General features: G+C 53.6%; 20 protein-coding genes. 2 read left to right on the top strand and 18 right to left on the bottom strand.

The window, feature by feature from the left end; all coding sequences use genetic code 11:
- Window positions 1–16: 16 nt before the first annotated feature.
- From fahA to DL346_RS10970, 11 genes are all read right to left on the bottom strand, one after another.
- The gene (fahA, locus tag DL346_RS10920; protein ID WP_112882160.1) at window positions 17–1,282 is read right to left on the bottom strand and encodes a fumarylacetoacetase; all 1,266 of its coding nucleotides are present in this window, start codon (window positions 1,280–1,282) and stop codon (window positions 17–19) included.
- Window positions 1,283–1,286: 4 nt separating this feature from the next.
- Complete coding sequence (locus DL346_RS10925) at window positions 1,287–2,240, bottom strand: hypothetical protein (protein ID WP_112882161.1); 954 nt, start codon at window positions 2,238–2,240, stop codon at window positions 1,287–1,289.
- 42 nt (window positions 2,241–2,282) lie between these two features.
- On the bottom strand, window positions 2,283–4,259 hold the full coding sequence (locus tag DL346_RS10930; RefSeq protein ID WP_112882162.1) for an AMP-binding protein: 1,977 nt from the start codon (window positions 4,257–4,259) through the stop codon (window positions 2,283–2,285).
- A gap of 42 nt (window positions 4,260–4,301) precedes the next feature.
- Entirely contained in the window at window positions 4,302–5,459 is a 1,158-nt protein-coding gene (locus DL346_RS10935; RefSeq protein WP_112882163.1) for a homogentisate 1,2-dioxygenase, read from the bottom strand.
- Between the two features lie 33 nt (window positions 5,460–5,492).
- Window positions 5,493–6,638 (bottom strand): 4-hydroxyphenylpyruvate dioxygenase, encoded by a 1,146-nt coding sequence (gene hppD, locus DL346_RS10940; protein WP_420849550.1) that lies wholly within the window; start codon window positions 6,636–6,638, stop codon window positions 5,493–5,495.
- A gap of 137 nt (window positions 6,639–6,775) precedes the next feature.
- Entirely contained in the window at window positions 6,776–8,560 is a 1,785-nt protein-coding gene (locus DL346_RS10945) for a stalk domain-containing protein (protein WP_112882164.1), read from the bottom strand.
- A gap of 618 nt (window positions 8,561–9,178) precedes the next feature.
- A complete protein-coding gene (gene uvrA, locus DL346_RS10950; protein WP_206098505.1) occupies window positions 9,179–12,076 on the bottom strand; it encodes an excinuclease ABC subunit UvrA in 2,898 nt (965 codons plus the stop codon).
- Window positions 12,077–13,009, bottom strand: a complete 933-nt coding sequence (locus tag DL346_RS10955; protein WP_133257517.1) for a nucleotidyltransferase domain-containing protein — start codon at window positions 13,007–13,009, stop codon at window positions 12,077–12,079.
- 131 nt (window positions 13,010–13,140) lie between these two features.
- On the bottom strand, window positions 13,141–13,575 hold the full coding sequence (locus DL346_RS10960) for a protein-tyrosine phosphatase family protein (RefSeq protein WP_112882166.1): 435 nt from the start codon (window positions 13,573–13,575) through the stop codon (window positions 13,141–13,143).
- Between the two features lie 126 nt (window positions 13,576–13,701).
- Window positions 13,702–14,691: a helix-turn-helix domain-containing protein gene (locus DL346_RS29265; RefSeq protein ID WP_112882167.1), complete on the bottom strand. Its 990-nt coding sequence runs from the start codon at window positions 14,689–14,691 to the stop codon at window positions 13,702–13,704.
- 205 nt (window positions 14,692–14,896) lie between these two features.
- Window positions 14,897–16,069, bottom strand: coding sequence for an MFS transporter (locus DL346_RS10970; RefSeq protein ID WP_112882168.1), 1,173 nt, complete (start codon window positions 16,067–16,069; stop codon window positions 14,897–14,899).
- A gap of 299 nt (window positions 16,070–16,368) precedes the next feature.
- Between DL346_RS10970 and DL346_RS28790 the strand changes: the two genes are divergently transcribed.
- Entirely contained in the window at window positions 16,369–16,692 is a 324-nt protein-coding gene (locus tag DL346_RS28790) for a hypothetical protein (RefSeq protein WP_133257518.1), read from the top strand.
- A gap of 44 nt (window positions 16,693–16,736) precedes the next feature.
- Here DL346_RS28790 and DL346_RS10985 read toward each other — a convergent pair whose 3' ends face one another.
- The 3 genes from DL346_RS10985 to DL346_RS10995 all read right to left on the bottom strand — a co-directional run bounded on the left by DL346_RS10985 (window position 16,737) and on the right by DL346_RS10995 (window position 19,051).
- A complete protein-coding gene (locus DL346_RS10985; protein WP_338066300.1) occupies window positions 16,737–17,276 on the bottom strand; it encodes a DNA-3-methyladenine glycosylase I in 540 nt (179 codons plus the stop codon).
- A 73-nt stretch (window positions 17,277–17,349) separates the two neighbouring features.
- Entirely contained in the window at window positions 17,350–17,559 is a 210-nt protein-coding gene (locus DL346_RS10990; RefSeq protein WP_112882172.1) for a hypothetical protein, read from the bottom strand.
- Between the two features lie 91 nt (window positions 17,560–17,650).
- Entirely contained in the window at window positions 17,651–19,051 is a 1,401-nt protein-coding gene (locus tag DL346_RS10995; protein ID WP_112882173.1) for a branched-chain amino acid transporter BcaP, read from the bottom strand.
- A gap of 139 nt (window positions 19,052–19,190) precedes the next feature.
- On the opposite strand from DL346_RS10995, the gene DL346_RS11000 reads away from it, so the two are divergent.
- Window positions 19,191–19,433, top strand: a complete 243-nt coding sequence (locus tag DL346_RS11000) for a hypothetical protein (protein ID WP_112882174.1) — start codon at window positions 19,191–19,193, stop codon at window positions 19,431–19,433.
- A 10-nt stretch (window positions 19,434–19,443) separates the two neighbouring features.
- Here the strand turns inward: DL346_RS11000 and DL346_RS11005 are convergent, their stop codons facing one another.
- The 4 genes from DL346_RS11005 to DL346_RS11020 all read right to left on the bottom strand — a co-directional run bounded on the left by DL346_RS11005 (window position 19,444) and on the right by DL346_RS11020 (window position 23,021).
- Window positions 19,444–20,148: a phytanoyl-CoA dioxygenase family protein gene (locus DL346_RS11005; RefSeq protein ID WP_112882175.1), complete on the bottom strand. Its 705-nt coding sequence runs from the start codon at window positions 20,146–20,148 to the stop codon at window positions 19,444–19,446.
- Between the two features lie 87 nt (window positions 20,149–20,235).
- Complete coding sequence (locus DL346_RS11010; protein ID WP_112882176.1) at window positions 20,236–20,946, bottom strand: phytanoyl-CoA dioxygenase family protein; 711 nt, start codon at window positions 20,944–20,946, stop codon at window positions 20,236–20,238.
- Window positions 20,947–21,017: 71 nt separating this feature from the next.
- Window positions 21,018–21,821 (bottom strand): SDR family oxidoreductase, encoded by an 804-nt coding sequence (locus DL346_RS11015; RefSeq protein WP_112882177.1) that lies wholly within the window; start codon window positions 21,819–21,821, stop codon window positions 21,018–21,020.
- Between the two features lie 33 nt (window positions 21,822–21,854).
- Window positions 21,855–23,021 (bottom strand): MalY/PatB family protein, encoded by a 1,167-nt coding sequence (locus DL346_RS11020; RefSeq protein WP_112882178.1) that lies wholly within the window; start codon window positions 23,019–23,021, stop codon window positions 21,855–21,857.
- Between the last annotated feature and the right edge of the window lie 2 nt (window positions 23,022–23,023).

Consider the following 23,023-nt stretch of genomic DNA (forward strand, 5'->3'; position numbering starts at 1 on the left):
CACCAAGATGTTGTTGTTAATATGCCGGGAGAATCCGCCCGCTTACCTCGCCGAATCCGATTCGGTAGCCATTTCCTTGGCACCACCCGGTTAGAGCCAAGCAGTCGCCGTCCGAAAGCCACACCCGCTCCTCGCCGCTGCTCAGCCGAATCGGCTCCGTACCGCGCCATGTCAGTTCCAGCATGCAGCCTCGCGATTCTTTCGTATCCCCGCTGATCGTGCCGGAGGCGAGCAAATCCCCAGGGCGCAGGTTGCAGCCGCCAACCGTATGATGCGCGATTTGCTGTGCGATGGTCCAATAGAGATGATTGTAGTTGCTTGCCGCGATCCGATCCGGCCGCTCGGAGCTTGCGTTTTGCAGACAGACCTCTAAATGGATGTCGTATGTGCATGGGCGCTGCTGGCACAAGTAAGGCAGCGGCTTCGGTTCCTGTTCCGGAGCCGGAACGCGGAAAGCCGCCAGCGCTTCCAGGGGCACGACCCATGGCGAAACGGACGTGGCGAAATTTTTGCCCAGGAAGGGTCCGAGCGGCTGATACTCCCAGGATTGAATATCGCGCGCGCTCCAGTCGTTTACAAGCACTAGACCGAATATATGGTCCTCTGCTTCTTCGATCGGAATCGGCATCCCCCGCTCGTTGCCGGTGCCGATCACCCAGCCCATCTCCAGCTCGAAATCAAGCTGACGGCAAGGTCCATAGATGGGCGCGGCCGCATCCGGCGGCTTCATTTGCCCGTTCGGGCGACGGATGTCCGTTCCGCTGATCACGATCGAGCTTGATCTTCCATGATACCCCACGGGCAGATGAAGCCAATTCGGCATCAATGCGTTTTCTTTGCCGCGGAACATCGTGCCGACATTCGTTGCATGGGCCTTGGAGGCGTAGAAATCGGTATAATCCCCGATCTCAACCGGCAGCAGCAGTTCTACTTCGCTTTGACGGTACAAGGCCGCTCGCCGCAACCCCTCGTTATCCCGCAAGGCCGGCTCATCGGCATCCAGCAGACGGCTAATGGCAGCGCGAACCTCATTCCAAACCGGGCGGCCAAGCGCCATGAAGGCTTGAAGCGACGGCTTTGCGAAAACTCCTTTACCGGAGGCACTTGTGTCCGCCAATAAGCCGGCATCATCGAGGGCGGCCAAATCCAATACATAGCTCCCGATTGCGACACCGATCCGGGGGGAGCCGCCTTGCCGGGGACGAAACACGCCATACGGGAGATTCTGAATCGGAAAGTGAGATTCCGGCTCCACGTCTATAAATGAGCGCGCAAGCGCCATTCGATCAGCTCCTTCGCTCCAGTTTATACAGCTCCCTCAGCTCATCGCGCGGTTCGTCGAAGCTGCAGCTTCCGTACACGGTTAAAGCTTTTTCGCGATAGCGTTGAATTTCTGCCGTCGGTATCGAGAAAGCGTTCCACTCCAAGCCATCGTCCGTAAAGCGGAAATGGTTCGGATCCTCGTCCTCCACGATCTCCGTTATGCGTTTACGGTCTAAACCATGAGCATGCGCGAGCAGCCCTGCAATAAACACATTGAGAAAACCGTGCATCTTCGCGCTCACTTCCGTTCGATGCATGCGGATCGGATGATGCAAGCCTGCCGTAAATTTGAGGGAAACGGCACTATCCCTGCATGCTTGCAGCACGAGCGCGACCTGTTCCGGAGCAGGAAACGCTTCGGCTGACAGTCCGCCTGTTCGCAGCTTCAAGCCTAGCTTCGCTTCACTTGCGGCATTGTATATCGCAAGCTGGTGGATCGCCTCGAGCATATTGGACTCCCAGTGCGAGTCGAGCGCGTAAGTAAACTCGCAGAAGGTCCGCAACCCGGCACCGGCTGTCTCAGCTCCGACCGCGGTCAAGAGTTGGCCTTGTACCGGTATCGGCGGCACAGGCAAATCGAGCGTGTCGATCACGGCCGCATCCTGCGCATCCGCATGGAACGAACGTATCCGGGCTAAGCTGCCATTCAGCAGCTCCAAGCATTCGGCGCTGCTGCGGCATCGATAGCCGATCGCCGATAGATGAAGCGGCTGCGCTTGCGAAAATAACCCTATATGCGGCTCCAATTCATCCAGCCGGGAAACCGGAACCACGAACTTGCCCAGCATCCACTGATCCTGATCGCGGGCATAGCGAGCGAATTGACGAATCGCATCTTCCATCGGCAGCTCCGCCGGCGGGAACAGCCCCGCATAGTCAATCAACTCCGTCAACAATTGCTTTGCGCTTAACAGCATGCTCGCACCTCCTTCACCATCGAAGCTACAAGATTCAACGATTCAGCTGCCTAGATTGCCTCGCATGGCCAGACTCCGAATTTCGTCGACTGCCTCCGGATTCTCAAGCGCGGACAAATCGCCTGGATCAACCGCCAAATAGGCGGCCCGAATGACTCTTCGCATGACCTTCGCGTTTCGGGTACGAGGCAGCGCTTGAACCAGATGGATCGCATTCGGCTTGAAAGCCTTCCCTAGCCGATCGGCAATCCATTTGAACAATTCCGCGACGAATGCAGCCGATGCGGCTTCGTCAGGCAGCTGGCGGTTCCCGGGAACGACGAAGCACACTGCTGCCTCGCCTTTCGCCTCGTCGGGTACGCCGATGACCGCAGCTTCGACAACCTGCGGGTGGCCGACGAGCAGGGATTCCAGCTCCGCAGGTCCAAGCCGTTTGCCCGCGACATTCAGCGTATCGTCGGAACGGCCGGTAATGGTCCAATAGCCGTTCTCATCCAGCTGAACCCAATCGCCATGTACCCAAATATCCGGCCAGCGCGACCAATACGTCCTCTCATAACGCTCCGGCTCCTGCCAGAAACCGCCTGCCATGCCTAGCCAAGGGCTCTTCAGGACGAGCTCCCCCACTTCTCCTCTAACCGGCTTCCCTTCCGCAGAATAGACCTCCGCATGCATGCCGGGGATTGCGCTATTGAAGCCGGCCGGGGCAATCGGCTTCAGCAGCACGTTGCCGAGGATGCCGCCGGATATTTCCGTCCCGCCCGAGTAATTGACGATCGGCACGCGTTCTTTGCCGACGTCACGGAAGAGCCACATCCAAGGCTCCGGATTCCATGGCTCCCCTGTCGAACCGATGACCCTCAGCGAAGACAAATCGCAATCCCGATAGCAAGCTTCACCGTGCTTCATCAAGCTGCGAATTAATGTTGGCGAAATTCCGAGATGCGTAACGCCGTGCTTCTGGACTTGGCGGAATATGCAGTCGGGGCCGGGATAATCCGGCGCACCTTCGTACAATACCATCGTTGCGGCATTGAGCAGCGTGCCGTACATGAGGAACGGCCCCATCATCCACCCCATGTCCGTAATCCATAGCATGACGTCACCGGGTCGAACATCCATGGCATAACCGGCATCGAACGCCGCTTTAATCGGAAAACCGCTATGCGAATGGACGATGCCTTTCGGTGCGCCGGTAGTGCCGGAGGTATAGAGCAGCATGAGCGGGTCGGAGCTCCTGAGGGGATACGCGACGGGCGACTCTCTACTAGCGGAACGCGTCAGCTCGGCCCAATCGACGTCCTTCTCCGATCGCCATGATATCGGACAACCGAGCCGGCGCACGACGACGACCTTCGTGACGCAGCCGGATGCATCCACCGCATGATCGGCTTCCTCTTTCATCAGCACCGGTTTACCGCGGCGATAAAATCCATCCACCGTCACGACCAGCTTGCAGCCAGCCCCTGTCAGCCGTTTCGCTGCCGCATCAGCGCCATATCCGGAATAGACCGGTACGCTGATCGCTCCCAGCTTGGCTGCGGCAAGCATGGCCATGACGGTTTCCGGGATCATCGGCATATAGACGGCCACGCGGTCCCCCTTGCGGATGCCCAAACGCAGCAGTCCGTACGCCGCGCGGTCCACCTGCACGGCAAGCTCGCGATAGGTATAGCTGCGGCTCGTGCCGTCCTCCCCTTCCCAAATCAGCGCGGTTCGCCTCGATACGGCCGGGTCCTTCAGCCACTTATCGACCGCGTTATAGGCGGCGTTGATCCGTCCGCCGGCAAACCACGACGGCCAGCGGATGCCCGCGGAGAGGTCAACCGTTTGCGAATAGCGCCGAAACCAAGCGATTCCCATATCCTGCACGACCGCTTCCCAGAACCAGGCGATGTCTCCTATTGACATCTGGTAAAACGCGTCATAATCGTCGAACCCATGCTGCTGCATCAAGCGAAACAGCCGCGTATTTGCCATATCGGCTTTCGTCGGGCGCCAAACCGGCTTTAGCCCCATATTCAGCAACTCCTTACGTTTCCTGAGGTGGATGGCTGCAACCTAGCTTGTAATCCAGCTGTACACATAATTCTTGTCCTCGGCTCCCTGCAAATGCTCTACCACTTGCAGCGGGCGAAAAGTATCGATCATCACCGCGAGCTCGTTCGTTTCTTTTTTGCCGATGCTGGCTTCGATCTTCCCAGGATGAGGCCCGTGCGGGATGCCTGAAGGATGAAGCGTCACCGAGCCTTCCTCGATGCCTTTGCGGCTGCCGAAGTTGCCCTTTACGTAGTACAGCACTTCGTCGCTGTCGACATTGCTGTGATAATACGGCGCGGGAATGGATTGCGGATGGTAATCGTACAGCCTCGGACAGAACGAACAGATGACAAACTGGTTCCCTTCGAAGGTTTGATGGATCGGCGGAGGCATGTGAATGCGGCCGGTAATCGGTTCGAAATCGCGGATGTTGAATATCCACGGATACAAATAACCGTCCCAGCCCGCCACGTCGAGCGGATGATGGGGGTAGACGTGCGAATGAAGATAACCCCCTTTTTTCGTCCGGACCTCGAACTCGCCTTTCTCCGTAAACGTTTCCAGCTTTTCCGGTACCCGTATATCACGCTCGCAGAACGGGCTGTTCTCCAGCAGCTGCCCGTGCTCGTTGCGATACCGCTTCGGCGTCGTGATCCAGCTGTTCGTCTCCACGACGAGCAGCTTGGATTTGCCGGCATCGGGCAGAATCCGATGGATCGTGCCGATCGGGAGCACGATATAGTCTCCGGGCCTGTATCGCAGCGTGCCGAACATCGTCTCCACGGTTCCGGTCCCTTTATGGACGAACAGCAGCTCATCCCCGTCGCCGTTGCGGTAATAGTAGTTCATCGCTTCCGTAGGATGGACGATGCCGATCAAGAGATCGTCGTTGCCGAGCAAGTACTGCCGGCCGGCGACCGCATCCCCCTTCGCGGCTAATCCGCCAGTCCGGAAATGCCGGTGCCGAAGCGCGCCTTGCGTTTCATATTGCGGCCTGTAGACCGCAAGTAATTGCGCATTCGTAATTTCAGTAGGCGCATGGTGGTGATAGAGGATCGATTGAATGCCCGAGAAGCCTTTCGTCCCCATCACTTGCTCGCGATACAGCGAACCGTCGGGCTTGCGAAACTGCGTATGCCTCTTCGGCGGAATCTCCCCCATACGGTGATAAAACGGCATTCTCGATCCTCTCCCTTCACCGTCGCGCCTGGATTACAAATTGCCTCTACGCGCCTGCTCGCGTTCGATGGATTCGAACAGCGCCTTAAAGTTGCCTTCCCCGAAGCCGACGGCGCCTTTGCGTTGAATGATCTCGATAAATAACGTCGGACGGTCAACGATGGGCTTCGTAAAAATCTGCAGCAAGTATCCTTCGTCATCCCGGTCGACCAAAATATTCAGTTCCTTCAGCATGGCTAGCTCTTCGTCAATCTCGCCGACCCGGTCCGGGAGCATTTCATAATAGCTGTCCGGCGTACTCAGAAACTCGATGCCGTTATTCCTCAGCGTGGTTACCGTATCGATAATGTCATTGGTCAAAATCGCAATATGCTGCACCCCGGCTCCGTGATAATAATCCAGATATTCTTGGATTTGTGATTTGCGCTTGCCGGTAGCCGGCTCATTAATCGGAAACTTGATCCGCCCGCCGCCGAACATCACCTTCGACATGAGCGCCGAATATTCGGTCGAAATGTCTTTATCGTCGAAATGGATCATCTGCTTGAAGCCCATGATGTTCTCGTAGTACTGCACCCACTCTTCCATATGCTCGACATTGCCCACTACGTGGTCTATGCCGATCAGCCCGGTCGGCTGATGGGGAATGCTCATCTCGCAGGACTCATAGTTGGGCAGAAACAAGCCTTTGTAGCCGCTTCGGTCGACTAACGTATGGATCGTATCCCCATAGGTCCCAATGGCCGCCATCGTCACCTTGCCGCCGGCATCCGAATATTCGCGAGGCGCCATAATCGGAATCCCGCCTCGAGATACCGCTTCAAGGTAAGCCTTCTCGACATCATCGATTCGCATCGCGATGTCCTTTACGCCGTCGCCGTGCAATTTGACAAATTCCGCGATCGGATGATCGGGCGCAAGCGCCCCGCTAATAACGAACCTCGCCTTGTTCTGTTCGAGCACATAAGATACTTTGCTGGTTTCGCCGGTTTCTAAGCCTGCGTAGGCCGTAGGCTTGAAACCGAAGCCTTTGCACAGGTAGTGTGCGGCTTGCTTCGCGTTGCCGACATACATCTCGATGTAGTCGATTCCACGTACCGGAAAAAAATCAGGTGATTGCCCTTCAAGCTTTCGTTGTTTTTTCATGCTGTCCCATCCTTTTTTTACCTTTACGTTCATCTTATTCAGCGCCTGCAGACGATGTCGAAGGATCCATAGTAATATTTATTCAGCCATCGGATGAACTATCCTCACCATTCGGTAGGCATAGCAAAAAGAGCCTGCCATTTGGCAAGCCCCTCATGATCGTTTTAGTGCTATTTGACGGAATAAATCCCCTCTTGATACTTCAGCGTATAGACCATCCCGGCATCGGTCAAGATCGCGGAGTCGATGCTGTCTTTCACGAGACGGGTCGATTGTCCGTTAGCGCCAACCTTGTAAAGTCCTAAATCGTATCCCCTCGACACAAAATAAATGCCGGCAGCTCCGACATAGAAAGATTTGACCGAATTGCCGCTAAGCTTTACTTCTTTACCGGTTGCTATGTCGTAGCGGTACAGCTTGCCAATCGGCGCGATTTTGTTGACGTTCTCGCCGGACGTACAGTATACGCTGCCGTTTACGAGCTGTAGCTGCAGAAGCTTTCGCGCAACCACCGTTTTGCTGCCGCCTCCGTTCAAGTCGACGCGCTTCAGGTAGCCGCTAACGGAATCGATATAGTAGATATAATTGCCGGACAACCAGAAATCGCCGGCCGGACCGGTCAACTTCACCTGCGACTGATCTGTCAGGTTGATTTTGTATACCGCGCTGACATCTTTAACATCGCTATCCAGATAACCTAGTACATACAAGCTTCCGCCTTGCACATATAACGACTGGTTATAACCATAACTGGCGCTAGTATCGGTTAGAATCCGGTGCACGCCATACGTAAAGCCCTTCGTGCCCAGCCGGGTTTCTTTACCGGTGTTCAAATCGATTTGGTATAAATTATCGGTTCCTTCAATCATCGGATGGAAATCGGTTTGATAGAGGACGTTTCCTGCTTTGACATAATTGATGTAGTTCTTCGCAGACGAAACCTCTTCGAGGGCACCGTGATCGACCTTGTACAACGTCTCGCTCCCCATCGTCAGATCGCCGTAATGAAGATTGATGTAGAGCTCTTGATCGATTTTCCGGATATCCGATACCCAGCCGTCCCCGAGGTTCCATTCGTCGATGGCGCTTACTTTTCTTGTCTTGTTGCTGCCTAGCGCAAATGCGTCCAGCTCGGTCTTGTTGTTGATATTCGATAGATAATACAGCTCGTTATCGATGATCTTGGCGTAATCGAAGCTTACGCGGCCCTGGAGCGGAATGCGGGTCTCTTTCTTCCCGTCATCTTTGCGGTATAGCTCTTGAGTTTCCGTGTTATCCTTATAAGTTCGTTTGTAATAATACACCGAGCTGCCGAACTTCGTGAGCGGGTTAACGGCTTTCTGATAATCGACGCTCTTCCTGCGGTCGGATAGGATGGATTTGATTTGATCCTTTATGGCTGCGGTTTGCTGACTTTTCAAATCAACGGCGACATCGCCGATCAGAATTAACCCGTCGAACCAATCGATCCGCTTGTCCAGCGCCTCGGCAGCGCTTCGTAATGGCAGCATGATCCGGCCATTTATCTTCTGCGGTGCGACATCCATCGTTTGGGGCTCGTTGTTGACGAGCATCGTTTTGCTGCCCACGGTGAATTTAACCGTCTTGCGAAGATTCGAGTTTTTCAAAATAACGTCGTTCGGATGCTCAGGCTGCCACACCGCTTCCCATGTACTTGAATAACCGGAGGCTTGCGTAGCCAAATTTCCCATCAAACGGATCGGCACCAGTACGCGCCCGTTTCGATTGGCCATCTGGTAATCGCCCATGTAGTCGGTCAATTGACCGTTCACGAACAGCTTGTTCTGATAATCGTACGGAACGACCACCAATTGATCGAACGCTTCGTTCAGCGGCTTCTTCGTCACGCTGTCCGCCGCTGCATGAATAGGCAGCGCCGCTCCGCTTGCGAGCGTCAAGCACGTAAGGGAAAGGACGAGTAATTGTTTTCGCATTTGCCGTTCTCCTTTTCAGCCATGATTTTCATACATGCACTGACGAGAACGGGTCTCGAATTGTTGCAGAAGATCAGATATCTACCATTTTTTCAACCCTGATCCAGCAGGCTTCGCCGAAACTCGGTCGGCGTCATGCCCTCAAAGTTCCGGAACGTTCGCAGATGACGCGATGGCCGAACGCTATCCGGGCTTTAACCATACACCGTATTTAACATTGGTTAATGATCGGCTCGATCGGATTTATTCCGTTTGTGGTACATAAAAATCAATGCGATAAAAATAATAACCGGAACCATGATGGCTACCGGTATTAGAAGAATCGGTGTCATGCGGGTGCTCCTTTGATTGAAATAAGTTAGGCTCTATGAATTATCCTCTGTTTGCCGAATCATTTCAAGCTGAATCGATCAGATGAATAAGAGGCAGCCTAGAATAGGCTGCCTCTTTCTCCTTCTCTATTTCCCTTTAATCGAACCATCCTCAACAATGAAGATCACTTTCGCCTTCTCGTAGAACGTCAACTCATCATCGGAATAAGCTATCTCCGTCAATACCGGAAATTTCATTACATCTGAGTAAGCCATATTCCCCATCATACTCGGAATTTGAGTCAGATTAGACCGTAACGCCAGCAAATTCAGGTAAGCCGCGCAGTGCATGCCCCGTATAGGATGCGGAGACCCGCACTATCTCCTCCGGCGTCCCGGCAGCAACGATATAGCCGCCGTTTCGACCCGCCTCCGGTCCAAGGTCGATGACATGGTCGGCCGTCTTAATGACATCCAAGTGATGCTCGACAATCAGTACCGAATGACCGGCATCCACGAGACGGTGCAAGCAGTCGAGCAGGTTCTGGATATCGGCCAGATGCAGCCCTGTCGTCGGCTCGTCGAAGATATATAGGTTATGCGCGCCGCGCTTGAGCTTGCCGAGTTCGGCAGCAAGCTTGACGCGCTGCGCCTCCCCGCCCGACATGACGGTAGCCGGATGCCCTAGACGCAAGTAGCCGACGCCAAGCTCGTTCAGCACTCTCAGTTTATGGGCGACCGTTTTCTCATTCTTGAAGAATGTTTCCGCATCCTCGATCGACATTTCCAGAACATCGGAGATCGTTTTGCCGTTATAGGTAACATCCAGCAGCTCGCTCGAGTAACGGCTGCCTTTACAGGTCGGACAGACGGACTCGTAGTCGGCCATGAAGAGCAGCTGCGACGTTATCGTACCGTAACCTTTGCATTCTTCGCAGCGCCCTCCCTTGGCATTGAAGCTGAAATGCGATTCCGTATATCCCCGTTCAACCGATAGCTCTTGCGAAGCAAATAGCTTACGGATCCGGTCGAACACCCCGACATAAGTCGCGGGATTGGATGACGGCATTCTGCCGATCGGCGATTGATCGATGTTGATAACGTTCGTAATCTGTTCCAGCCCTTCAATCCGTTCGTGCTGACCAGGAATGATGCGCGCATCCTGGAAATGCTTATAGAGCGATTTATATAGGACATCATTGATAAGGCTGCTCTTCCCTGACCCGGATACGCCGGTCACGCATGTCATGACCCCAAGCGGAATGCGGACATCGACATTCTTCAGCGTATTCTCCTTAGCGCCGAATATGCGCAGCCACTTATCGCCGAGCGGCCGCCTCGCTTCCGGCAGGCGAATGCTCCGTCTGCCGCTGAGATATTGTCCCGTCAACGAAGCCTCATCGTTCTTGACTTCGCGAAGCGTGCCTTGCGCGACAACGATACCGCCGTGCTGGCCCGGACCAGGCCCGATCTCAATCAGATGATCGGCCGCCTCCATCGTCTCCGTGTCGTGTTCGACAATGATGACGGTATTGCCGGAATCGCGCAGCTTCTTCAACGTTTCGATCATCTTATGGCTGTCTCGCGGATGCAAGCCGATGCTGGGCTCATCGAGCACGTACAGCATGCCCATGAGCCCGGAGCCAAGCTGCGTGGACAGCCGGATCCGCTGTGCTTCACCGCCGGACAACGTATCGGAGCGCCGGTCCAAGTTCAAGTAATCCAGACCGATTCCGAGCAGCAAATCTATGCGCCCCGTCAGCTCCGACATAATCTGGCCGCCGACGCCTTTCTTCCGATCCGGCAGCTCAAGTGCCTGCAGGAAGGCTTTTAGCTCGTCAAGCGCCATCGCTCCGACATCGTGAATGGATTTGCCGCCAACCTTCATGAGCAGCCGTTCCGGCTTAAATCGGTGACCTTTGCATTCCGGGCAGGTCTGCTCGACCATGACCAGATTGAACATCGATTCCTCGTAGCCTTTTAAATCTTGCTTCTTGCGGGAATTCCGGTACCAGCGGTCGATATCGCCGACAATGCCGTCGAACGTCCACATTTGGCCGATATACGGCTCTAACCAGCGATCGCGGCTGCCATCTTCGGGTCCGATGAACGGATACCGTTCCCCTTTCGTGCCATAGAACAAGATATCCGTAATATGCGGCGGAAGATCCTTGAACGGCGTGTCCAAGCTAAAGCCGTAATGCTTGGATAGGCTATGGATAATCATATTGCGCCAGGCTTTCGGATTACGCAAGTTGTAAATCCGCTCGTTCAACGCTCCCTTGCGGAGACTTCGTTCACGGTTGGCGATCATCAGTTCCGGCTGGGCGTATTTGTACGACCCGATGCCTAGACAAGTTCTGCATGCGCTTTCCGGGTCGTTGAACGAAAAGTAATAGGGCTGCAGTTCGCCTGCGGAGATATGATGATCTGGACAAGCAAAGCCCGCATAGAACTGACGAAGGACCTTCTCGGTCACTTTCTCTCCGCTTGGCACGAAATGCAAAAAACCTTCGCCAATCTTCAATCCCTGTTCGATGGACAAGACGAGCTGCTTGTAAATATCCTTCTTCACTTTAAACGTATCTATGAGGACCTCGAGCTCATGCGGCGAGTGCTCGTCGATTTCGATGCGATCGCTGGTATCGTGCATAACGCCGTCGATTTTGAACCTGCGATACCCCTTGCTGCGAATCTCATCGAATAGAAAGTTGTAATCCTCTCCGAAGATTTTACTAACCGGCGCATAGATCTCAATGGTCGAGCCAGGCAGCTGCTTGAGTATATGCTCAGCGATCTGGGCAGGCGACTTCGCCTCGAGCTCCGCTTCGCACCTCGGGCAGTGCGGTACGCCGATGGTAGCGAACAGCAGTCTGACGAAGTCGTACACGTCGGACATCGTACCTACGGTCGAGCGCGGATTCGGCGTGCCCGTCTTCTGCTCGATTGAAACGACGGGCGACAGACCGTAGACAAAGTCGACGTCAGGCTTCTTGAGCTGGGTAATATACCGCTTGGCATACGAGGAAGATAAGGATTCCATAAACCTCCGCTGTCCTTCGCCGAATATGACGTCGAATGCAAGCGAAGACTTGCCTGAACCGCTTACGCCGGTAATGACCGTCAGCTTCTCCCGCGGTATGTCGACGGAGATGTTGCGCAAATTATTTTCGCGGGCGCCGCGAATCGAAATCGTCTGTCTCACTCAAAAAAACCCCTTCCCGTCGAAATAAGCCAGCTCCTCCACCTCGATTCGGCTGCGCGGCGTCAGCTTAAGCGATGAGGAAGCGCGGTGAATGTAGCCTTTCTGCGCGAGCCACTCGCAGCCGTGCACGATCAGCATGTCCTCCATCTTGTACCGGTTCTTCAAATGCTGCATCATCTCCGAGAACGAGCGGATATCATTCTCTTCACGCAAGTAGTCGTACACCAGCTTAAATAGACGTTCATGACGCTCGGCTAAATAGTTATCTGCGCGCCGCACGGCCTCTGTCATGCCGTCTATCGTTTTGGGAGCTTCGATCAGTTCCGAATACATGGATCGGAAAAATTCCGGATTGTACTTCAGTGCCTGTTGAATGACTTCCCTTGTCGGAATATCAAGGTTCAGCATAACCTCAATCTGGGCAAGCGCTTCCAATGTTTTCATCAGCCAAACGAAGCTGTATACCGGATCCCTCTTGACGACAATCCACTTCTCCGCCTTCTCCAAGGAGGTTAGTGCCCAAGAAGCAGTCTGAATCAGTTGAATGTCAAGATCCCGTTCCCCAACATGCCTAAGCCGATCGTAAATGTCCTTAATGGCCGCATCATGACAGAACATCATGGTGCTCTTATATAAATAGGAGTGGAAGAAGCCCGTCTGCAGAGAGCGCTCCATGTTCTGCTTGAAGTTCTGCCGATTGGTAACATTGGCCGAAATGCAAATCCCGTTCTCGACAAGCATAAACGACGCATATGGACGCTTATCCTCATCCACAACGATCGTCATGTCGATATCCGACTTCTCCCATACCTGATCATAGGACAGGCTTCCGCCAACGAACGCGGCGATGACTTTATTGTCGCTGCGAAGCTTGTCCGTAATCCGATCGAGCGCCGACCGGAAAATCTCTTGAACCTCAGCTTGATTCATCATCCGATTCCCCTTAGCCATGGTTATCTTTACAAGTAATTCCAATTATAGCGTACGTACGTTCCCGTTGTAAACAACTATATTCACAACCAATAAGAAACAAAGAAACCCGCCGGTAACGGCAGGTTTCAAGATTATTTCTTATACAATTTATGCAGCGCTTCTCTCTGCGGAGGCTTGATGTTGATCCGGGAACGGATGGCAGCCGCCTTCTCTTCCGCTTCGGCCAAACCTTGCGCTTGTCCTAGCTCAATCAGCGTTCCGACTGCTACGACACCCGTTCTGCCGCCGCCGCCCGCGCAGTGAAAAGCGACCTTCTTGCCGTTCTCATAGGCGCTGACGACCTCTTCAATCGCCTGCCGAAACAGCAAATGGTCATCCGGCGAATTGTCGCCAAGCGGAATCCGAATCCATTCCACCTCCGCGCCGTCATATGCGCAGCCGGTTGATTCGGCACGCAAGTCGACGACGACGTCAACGTCTTCGTTCTTGACCATTGCTTCCACGTCCGCGGCGCCGCCCATAAAGATCCGGTCATGGATTAAAGCTTGGTAATTTTTCTCTGACATTGGAATGAAGCTCCTTCCTCGAAGATAATGCAATCCCTTTCCATGTTATATGAACCGGCATCCTAGATACAAGGCCTAACACTAAAAGCCAGGATCCTCCGGAAGGCTCCTGGCTTAATGAATTGCTTAAGTACGAGACAGCGACTTTTCCAGCATGCCGCGAATCAACCGCTCCAGCGAATCTTTGCGGATGAACGGCGCCAAGCCGGAGAGGACATCGGCGCTCAAATGACCTGATTTCACTTGATCCAAAAGCTTCTCAATCGTTTCAGCGGATAAGAAAGGGGCAAGCGCAAGCACGCGTTTGGCATCCAAGCTGCCTTCTACGACCCGATCGGCCAGTCGGTTTAGCGTTTCTTGGCTGATAAACGGCGCCAAAGATTGAACGGCATCCCAATCGGTCGTTCCTTGTTCCGCTTGCATAACAAGCCTGTCAATTTGCTCGGGCGCCATGAAAGGAGCCAGCCCTGAGAGCTGCCGCATATCCAGCTTGCCTGCTTCTACTTTATCGATGAGCCGGGCCAACGAAGATTGACTGATAAAAGGGGCCAATCCATTAATGATCGATGAATCAAGTTGTCCCTCTTCCACGTAACCGAGCATTTCGTCAATTGTTTCGCTGCTCAGAAACGGCGCCAATTGCAAAATCGCCTGCATGCTTGGGTGGGAATCATCTGCGCTCTCCGTTTGGCCGGCTTCCTCTTGCGACCCGTCATCGACTGAATCAGCCATCTCGATATTCTCTTCTGCATCGATGCCAACATCCGCATCTTCATTTACATTTACATCTACATCAACATCAACATCTACATCAACATCAACATCTACATCAACATTTACATTTGCATCAGCGCCAATTCCCGTTGATGCCGGTTCAACCGCAGCGGCCACCTGCGCAAGCACAATTCGTTTCTCGCCCGCAAGCAGCTCATCGATCGTCGTGCCGAAGAGCTGGCTGATCGCCGGAAGCAGACTGATATCGGGCAGCGATTCGCCGCGCTCCCATTTCGATACCGCTTGATGGCTCAAGCTTAAACGCTCGGCGAACTCCGCCTGCGTCATTCCTTTTTCTTTTCTAAGACTTGAGATGAATGCTCCGATCTTCCGCATATCCATGATTGGTCGCCTCCACTTGCATCATTGTACAGTGCGCACTGTCTGGAATCAGAATAGCACGATGGGTTGCCCTACTCTATCAATAGTCAGTTGAACAACGAGATTCAACCGACAGTTGAATGGCGGCGGCGTTCGTCCACTGCTCGAGTATAGCATACGGCCGCCAATTGTGGCTTCAACGAAAAAAAAGCTGTTAAGCTAATGATTAGCTTAACAGCTCCTTCTCTTTGCTTCTGACCAAGCCGGCCCTTCCATACTTAGCCGAACTTGCGCTCAGCATCGTCTTGCCTGCCGTAAACGCGACGCCAAGCAGAGCCAAGCCCATGAACACGCTGAAGCCGTATTGCTCCAACCATGCAGGCATGAATGTCAGTTTGTGATAAATTTCGCCGCCCAATATCGGACCGAGAAAACCGGTAAAGCCGGTGAGCGCCGCATATACAGCCACGTAGATCGACCGTTCGGAGCCGGGCGCTTCTTCAATCGTGAAATTGAAGGTCAACTGCGTAAAGCCGCCAGTCCCGATCCCCAGCAAAATATGAACGACGATCAACACCGGAATCGCCGGCAACCACGCGATCCCTCCCCAGCACAAACAGGAAGCAGCAATGATCGGCAGCGTCCAGAACAGCATGCGTTTGGTGCCGTATTTGGCATTCAGATTGCCCCATACATAGTAACTGATCATCATGACGATCATCTGAATCGTAGTAATGACCGAAACCCACTGGATGCTTACATGGATGACGTCCAGCATGGCATACGAGAACAGCGGAACCGCCAGATTCTGCAGAAAGATCCATAAGGCCAGAAATACCGAGGCGCGCCTAAAGGAACGGTCGCGCAGCGGCTTCACCAGCAGCTTCAGCTTCTGGGACTCCATTGATTTCTCAATCGGGATGTTCGGGTAATGGAACAGATGATATCCGTTCCACAACATGCATACCGCCGCTAACGCATAGAGAATGATGAACCCCGTCTCTTTCGAAAAATACTCCAGCAGCTGGCCGCCAACCAAAACGGCAGCCGCTCCGATTCCGCCGACTATCATGTTGCGGATGCCCATATATCGTCCGCGCACTTGAGCTGGGACCATATCTCCGATCAAGGAGGCCCAGATGACGCCTGCTATATTGGAACACAAATATGAAAGCAGGTATAGCACGATAAACGTATACACCCAATAGCTCTGCGGCAGCACGAACGGAATTAGTCCCGTCAATACCCATAGCAGCCGGTACAGCACGCCATAGCCAAGCACGTATGCTCTGCGGTTATCCACATTGTGCGTGACGATCGCCGTAAAGATTTGCGCGAGGTTGGCAAAAGCCGGAATCGCGAGCGCGAAACCGATTTGCGCCGAAGTTGCTCCCAGAATGGAGCATGAAACCGGTCAAGAACGGTCCCCCGATCAAGCTGGCCAACAGCACGCCCGAAATTCCTTCGTTCGTAATGACCTTCAAGTATTTACGACCGTTCGAATCTTTCCTTCTCTTCATGAAAAGCTGCGTTCCATTCATCTATCTTCCCTCTGTCCGCATGATGTCTTTATAATGTAAACGATCTCTCGCCGTTTGTATACCATTTCGCTGACGGCTCCAACGATTACCGCGCCCAATCAGACGGCTCCCAAGACTCATATGTATAAACGAATATCCACTTGGGAGGTAGGTTTGGATGGCTTGCATACGATTTTTGGCGCCTACGATTACGCGTCCGCTTAATAGGAATGACAGGATCGTCATACAAAATTTTTCCGGACAAAATGCCGGCTCCCCTACGAACTGCTTTAGCGGCCAGCGACCGATCTTCCTGGCCAACCTATTCCGAAACGGCTCGAGAAAAGCCGCAGTCATCGAATTTATCCCGTTGAATCGAAAGACGCTCCCATCCGGACTAAAGCTGACTAACTTCGTTTCGTTGGGATCGTGTACGTTAGGTCCTGAGGCGGTACCGAGATTCCGCGGCAAAATCGTTTCTTGCTCTTGCGGTACGCAATAAAAACGGAAGGCTGCCGGGTGGACCGGCAGCCTTCTCCTTTTCCTTCAATCGGCATTGGCAAAATCGCAATCGAGCGTATGGTCGTTCACCATGCCGCAAGCTTGCATGTAAGCGTAACAGATCGTCGAACCGACGAACTTGAAGCCTCGTTTCTTCAGATCCTTGCTCATCGCATCGGACTCCTTGGTGGTGGCAGGTACCTCGCGGATGTCACGCCAGCGGTTGCGAATCGGCTCGAAGCCGACGAACTGCCAAATATACTTGTCAAAGCTGCCAAATTCCTCGCAAACCTTCAAGAAGCACTTTGCGTTCGTTATGGCAGCTTGGATCTTTAACCGATTGCGGATGATGCCTTCGTCCTTCATCAGCTCGTCTGCCTTGACATCGTCATAAACCGCGATTCTATGCGGATCGAACCCGTCGAAGGCGCGCCGGTACCCCTCCCGCTTCTTCAGCACCGTATACCAGCTCAGCCCGGCCTGCGCCCCTTCAAGCAGCAGCATTTCGAACAAGAGGCGGTCATCATGGACCGGGACGCCCCATTCATGATCGTGATAATCGATATAGAGCGGGTCCTCATTCACCCAGGCGCAGCGCGCGCATGAGGTCGATTTCGCAGCTACAGATGGTTCGGTTTTGATGTCGATCCCTCCTAATTTACATACGCCAGCAAGGCGTGCGTCGATTTACGGTCGATAACAATGCGAAGCCTTCGGACTTGTAGATGCTGGCTTCCCCGATGCCATGCTCTTCAATGGCTTGCAAACCGTTCGGTTGCTCGTTCTTCCCGGGCGAGCAGCCCCCAATAACGATAAGTAAGCATATCATGCACGACATGAAAAATACAGCTTTTTCATCAACATCCAATCCAATCTACCTCTTAAACGGGGAATCGCGAAAAAAGTTGCTATCCATAAAAAAAAGGCAACCTCGGACGTTATCCAAGATTGCCTTTTCGTTAATTTGCCCGGCTTCGTCTGAGCTCGCTGTGCCGATACCCATATACAAAGTAGATGACAAGACCGATCGCAAGCCAGATGCCGAAGCTGATCCAAGTAAGCGCTTTGAGCTGCAGCATCAGATACGCGCAGGAGAATGCTCCAAGGATCGGAATGAGCGGGACGAACGGTACTCGGAAGCCGCGCTTGAGATCCGGCTGCGTCCGCCGTAATACGATAACGCCGAGCGAGACGACGAAAAAGGCGAACAGCGTACCGATATTCGTTAGCTCCGCCAGCCGGTCAAGCGGGACGAAGCCTGCGAAGGTGCCGCCGAGCACGGCTGTTACCCAGCTGCCGACCATCGGCGTTTGCCGCTTCTGATTGACGGTCGATAGTGCTTTCGGAAGCAAGCCGTCACGGCTCATGGCATAGAACAGCCGCGTTTGACCGAAGAGCAGGACGAGAAGTACGGTCGTAATCCCGGTAATCGCCCCAAGTGAAATAAAACCGGCAATCCAATCCTGTCCGATATAATCGAGCGCGAACGAAACCGGATTGCTCACATCCAGCTGCTCATACGGCACTATCCCGGTCAGAATGAGGGACACGATAATGTAGAGAGCCGTACAAATCAGCAGCGAGGCGATAATGCCGATCGGCATGTCGCGCTGCGGCCGCTTGACTTCTTCGGCGGCGGTCGATACCGCATCAAACCCGATGTAAGCGAAGAAGATCGTAGCTGCGCCAGCCGCTACCCCGTCAAATCCGAAGGGCATGAAAGGCGTCCAGTTCTCCGGTTTGACATACCGGACCCCGACGCCGATAAACAGGAGCACGACGGCCACCTTGATGACGACCATGACCATGTTCATGCGGGACGATTCTTTGACGCCTCTGGTCAAAACAAGCGTGATGAGAATGATGATGAGCATCGCCGGCAAATCGACGAATGTCCCTTTGTCCGCATTAAACGCGCCTGAAAACGCGAGCGGAAGGTGAATGCCAAACCCATCAAGCAAGCCTTTTAAATAGCCTGACCAGCCGCTGGCGACCGCAGAGCTGGCTAGCCCGTATTCCAGAATAAGCGCCCATCCGAGGATCCAGGCGATGAATTCACCGAATACCGCATAGCTGTACGTATACGCGCTTCCCGATACCGGCACGCTTGATGCGAACTCTGCATAACAAAGCGCCGTGAATACGCAGGCAAGTCCTGCCAGGATGAAGGAGATGACAAGCGCGGGCCCCGCATATTTTGCCGCCGCTACGCCTGTCAGCACGAAGATGCCGGTACCGATGACCGCTCCGATGCCAAGCATTGTCAAGTCAAACGCGCCCAGCGCCTTTTTAAGGCCGACGCCCTTGCCCGACTGTTCTTCCAATAAGGTGGAAATGGATTTTTTGCGAAATAAACTCATGATGTGATCCGCCTTTAATTGTTCGTTATTTATGCACAGAGGGCAATAGTACTAAAAAGCTTTGCATCGGTAAAGCTAAATGCGACGAGCCGTAGCTGGAAAAAACACACATACTTGGCTGAGAGGTGCATGATAGAACTTGGATACCGTACTAGGCATTGGCATTATTATTTTAGGAATCACCGGCGTGTATGCAGCATTGTTTAAATATTCGAAAAAAACTCACCGAAGCATGAAGCTGACAACAAGCAATCCGAGTCTGCTCGCCACCATCCTGGCATCCATCCTGCAGTCGCTGCCATGGTGGGTTTCGCGCGTATTTTTCCTTTTAGTCAGCTTAATGGCGATCATGATCGGCGCGATGACTCTAGTTACGATGTAGCTAGCCGTCCTTAACGTCGGTAACCGGACAACAGCATGCGATCCTCCAGCAGCTTGCCTGTGGCCGCGTAGCGGCAATTTGCCGCAGCTGCTTGAAAGGCATACGCGCGGCGCGGCTTGTCCGTATGATTCCGCTTGCTGTGATGCAGCGTTTCCCGGTGGAAGAACACCGCATCTCCCGGCGCCATCGGCTTGCACGGCATACCGTTTTCCGGTTCCGCCGCCCGCTTATGCCCGCCCTCCGGGTTCAAGTTGGGCTGCCTGCCCAGCCTATGCGAGCCAGGGGCAATCCATAAGCCCGCATTATCCTGCGAGATAGGATCGAGCGCAATAAAGCCGTTCAGCATATGACCGAGAATATGCGTATATTGATTGTCCTGATGCCATTCAAGCCCGTTGCCATGCGGTTCCACGACCGCATACATGCCCATCCAGATCCGCACCTTGTCACCGAGAAGCTGTTCAAGAATGGCAACAACCCCCGGGTCTGTCAGAAAATCCACCGTATGCGGGAAAGTAGGCTTCGCTTGTTCGAGATTGATGATATTTTGGCTCTGCCAAGAGCCAGTTCCTTTTCGATTCGCAAACTCGGCATGCTCCGAATTAATGGCCTCAACCGTTTCGATCGTCAGAAAGCCGGGTGCGTAAAAATACCCTTCACGGTAAAATTGCTCCACCATTTCCTGCGTAAGCGCGAACTTCGTTATCTTTGTCAAATGCGTTCTCCTCCTTAATTGGCATTATTCGTAAAAAAAACAGGTTGCCGGGGAACGGCAGCCTGTTCTTCTAGTTGCGTTTTATAATTAATAGCCGAAATAGCGGTAGCCGAGCGAAGCCGGCGGAAGCATCCGTTCCTTCTGCTCATCCGTCAGCTGATCCAGCAGGCTTTGCTCACGCGAATACTCGGCCCATGAAATCATCGCGGGCGCGAATTTATACAGGAGGGAGCGACGCTCGTGAGCGGCTTGCCAAGGGAAGGTACCGTGGGCTAACGCCTCCGTGAAGATCAGCACGTCCCCCGCTCTCTGCGGCACATGAATGGATGGACCGATCTCCGAATAGTCAAGAAATTCCTTCGGGGTCGGGAAGTTCGACTTATGGCTGCCCGGAATGCAGCAGAAACCGCCATCATCCGGCCCGATATCCGTTATAGCATACGATACGACGGTAAGTCCGCTGTAAATGCGTCCACCCTTTAATGTATAGTATTGACCCGGATCATATGGGATGCTGCCGCCATGAAGACCCAGCTTCGGAGCGCCTTTGCGGTGAATGATGGCGTATTCGTGATCCAGCCGGTAGCTTGGTCCAAGAATTTCATCCAAATACGGATTCAACTTCGTGTCGTCGATCAGCCTTCGGAAATCTTCGCCCCACTGCAAAATCGAATCGTTTGGCTGGCCTTGGCGCTCATCCACGGCACGGTTCATCCGCTCGAGCATCTCTTTGGAAAGTACATTCTCAATAACTAAATACCCTTGCAAATCGAATAGATAACGCTCTTTGGTGTTCAAACTGAAATCGCCTCCTAATAAAGTTGATCTATTCGACGCTTTCCAGCATTCTCCTTCCTGATCGTTCGTTTCTATCCGTGAAGCAGCGATTCCGCGCCGTCGATATAAATCGGCGTACCGGTAATATGCTTCGACGCATCGGAGGCCAGAAACAGGACGAGGTCGCCGACCTGGGCCGCCCGGCCCGGCCCGCCTTCTAACGGCTGATCGCCATCAGGATACTCAACCGTGATTTGAACCTTCTCCAGCTCAGGCACCGGATGCGTATTTTGCCCGATATTCGTCTTGATCGCGCCAGGGCAAATGGCGTTAACCCGAATGCCATACTGGGCAAGCTCAAGCGCCGCCATTTGCATGAAGGCGACCTGACCTGCCTTTGAGGTGCTGTAAGCACTCATGCCGATATTCGAGAACACCCGATTTCCGTTGATCGAGCTTGTGATGATGACGCTGCCGCCATTTTTCTTCAGCAGCGGGATCGCATATTTGACGCTCAGGAAGGTGCCTTTCAAGTTTATATCGAGTGTCTTGGTCCAATCCTCAGGGGTCATCGACTCGATCGGGGCGAGCGTTCCATTCACGCCGGCATTGGCGAACACGATATCCAGCCGGTCCCACGCATCCTCTGCCCCCTTCACGGCACGTTCGACATCCTCCGGCTTTGCAATATCGGCTTCGACCGCAATGGCTTCGCCTCCCGCCTCCTCGATTCGCTTCTTCACGTCCAGCACCCGGTCTTCTTTCAAATCGACAACCGCGATTCGTGCGCCCTCCGCCGCTAGCCGAAGCGCCGCCGCTCGCCCGATTCCCGAGCCTGCGCCGGTGATGAGCGCGACTTTGCCGTCCAATCGGGCTTGTGCTTTCGAAATGGTCATGGCTTGGAATAAACCTCCTTTTCTACAGCACTATTATTTCACGGCGGCTTCGATTTGAATCAGCGCCTTCTCCAGCACCGATCGCGGACAGGCTACGGTCATGCGCATGAATCCTTCGCCTTCCGCTCCGAAATGGCACCCCTGATTTAGCGCAACTTTTGCCTTATGGATAAATAGGTCATCCAATTCGTCCCGAGTCAGCCCGAGTTCTCGGCAGTCCAGCCAGACGAAATAGGTGCCATCCGGCTTCACGGCATGAATGAAAGGAATCCGCTTATTCAAAAAATGGATAACGAACTCGATATTCGACTGCACATACCCAAGCAGCTGATTTAACCATTCTTCCCCATGACGGTAGGCGCTCTCTAAGGCGGCGGTTCCTAACGTATTCGGAGATTCGATTCCCCAGGCTTGAACGGCCTGGTTATACTTCGCCTGCAGCGTCCGATTCGGAATGATGACGCTTGAAGCATGCAAGCCTAATAAATTAAAGGTTTTGCTAGGTGCGACACATGTGATGGATTGGTCGGCGAACGCTTCCGAAATCGAGGCAAAAGGCGTATGGGAATGCCTCTTATAAATGAGATCGCAGTGAATGTCGTCGGAAACAACCAAAGTCCGATGCTTCAGACACAGCTCTCCTAGCCGGACCAGCTCTTCTCTCGACCATACCCTGCCGACCGGATTGTGGGGACTGCACAATATGAGCATGGCCGCGCCTTTGCTCAGCTGCGCCTCCAAGTCGTCGAAATCCATCGTATACCGGCCGTTCTCCAGCATAAGCGGATTGTTTACGGCTTCACGCCCCTGCGCCTCTATGATTCGGGCAAAATTGTAGACGGGAGCTTGGTAGACGATACGCTCCCCCGGTTTGGTGAACGTGTTCACGATAAGGCTCAAGGCGGCAATAACATCCGGGCTGTGCGAGATCCACTCCCGCTCCACCTGCCAGCGATGTCGGCGCCGCAGCCAGTCCTTGATCGCGTCCAGATAGGAATCGGTTCGGAAGGAGTAGCCAAAAACGCCGTGTTCGACGCGATTCTTGAGCGCTGCTACGACTTCAGGCGGCGATGCAAAATCCATATCCGCTACCCACATCGGGATCAACTCGTCGCCATTGCCGAAATAGCGCCTTAATCCGTCCCACTTTAAGCTCGAAGTGTTTCTGCGGTCGATCATGCGGTCGAAATCGTATTTCATGT

The sequence above is a fragment of the Paenibacillus montanisoli genome (assembly GCF_003268025.1).
GTDB classification, from domain to species: domain Bacteria; phylum Bacillota; class Bacilli; order Paenibacillales; family Paenibacillaceae; genus Paenibacillus_Z; species Paenibacillus_Z montanisoli.

Bases quoted from the DNA above. Each gene is read 5' to 3' on its own strand.
- hppD (WP_420849550.1), bottom strand. From the start codon at position 6,638: ATGAACGTAAAGGTAAAAAAAGGATGGGACAGCATGAAAAAACAACGA.
- DL346_RS29265 (WP_112882167.1), bottom strand. From the start codon at position 14,691: ATGGATATGCGGAAGATCGGAGCATTCATCTCAAGTCTTAGAAAAGAA.
- DL346_RS10935 (WP_112882163.1), bottom strand. From the start codon at position 5,459: ATGCCGTTTTATCACCGTATGGGGGAGATTCCGCCGAAGAGGCATACG.
- DL346_RS11015 (WP_112882177.1), bottom strand. From the start codon at position 21,821: ATGACCATTTCGAAAGCACAAGCCCGATTGGACGGCAAAGTCGCGCTC.
- fahA (WP_112882160.1), bottom strand. From the start codon at position 1,282: ATGGCGCTTGCGCGCTCATTTATAGACGTGGAGCCGGAATCTCACTTT.
- DL346_RS10960 (WP_112882166.1), bottom strand. From the start codon at position 13,575: ATGTCAGAGAAAAATTACCAAGCTTTAATCCATGACCGGATCTTTATG.
- DL346_RS10955 (WP_133257517.1), bottom strand. From the start codon at position 13,009: ATGATGAATCAAGCTGAGGTTCAAGAGATTTTCCGGTCGGCGCTCGAT.
- DL346_RS11020 (WP_112882178.1), bottom strand. From the start codon at position 23,021: ATGAAATACGATTTCGACCGCATGATCGACCGCAGAAACACTTCGAGC.
- DL346_RS10925 (WP_112882161.1), bottom strand. From the start codon at position 2,240: ATGCTGTTAAGCGCAAAGCAATTGTTGACGGAGTTGATTGACTATGCG.
- DL346_RS28790 (WP_133257518.1), top strand. From the start codon at position 16,369: ATGGCTTGCATACGATTTTTGGCGCCTACGATTACGCGTCCGCTTAAT.
- DL346_RS10995 (WP_112882173.1), bottom strand. From the start codon at position 19,051: ATGAGTTTATTTCGCAAAAAATCCATTTCCACCTTATTGGAAGAACAG.
- DL346_RS10930 (WP_112882162.1), bottom strand. From the start codon at position 4,259: ATGGGGCTAAAGCCGGTTTGGCGCCCGACGAAAGCCGATATGGCAAAT.
- DL346_RS10945 (WP_112882164.1), bottom strand. From the start codon at position 8,560: ATGCGAAAACAATTACTCGTCCTTTCCCTTACGTGCTTGACGCTCGCA.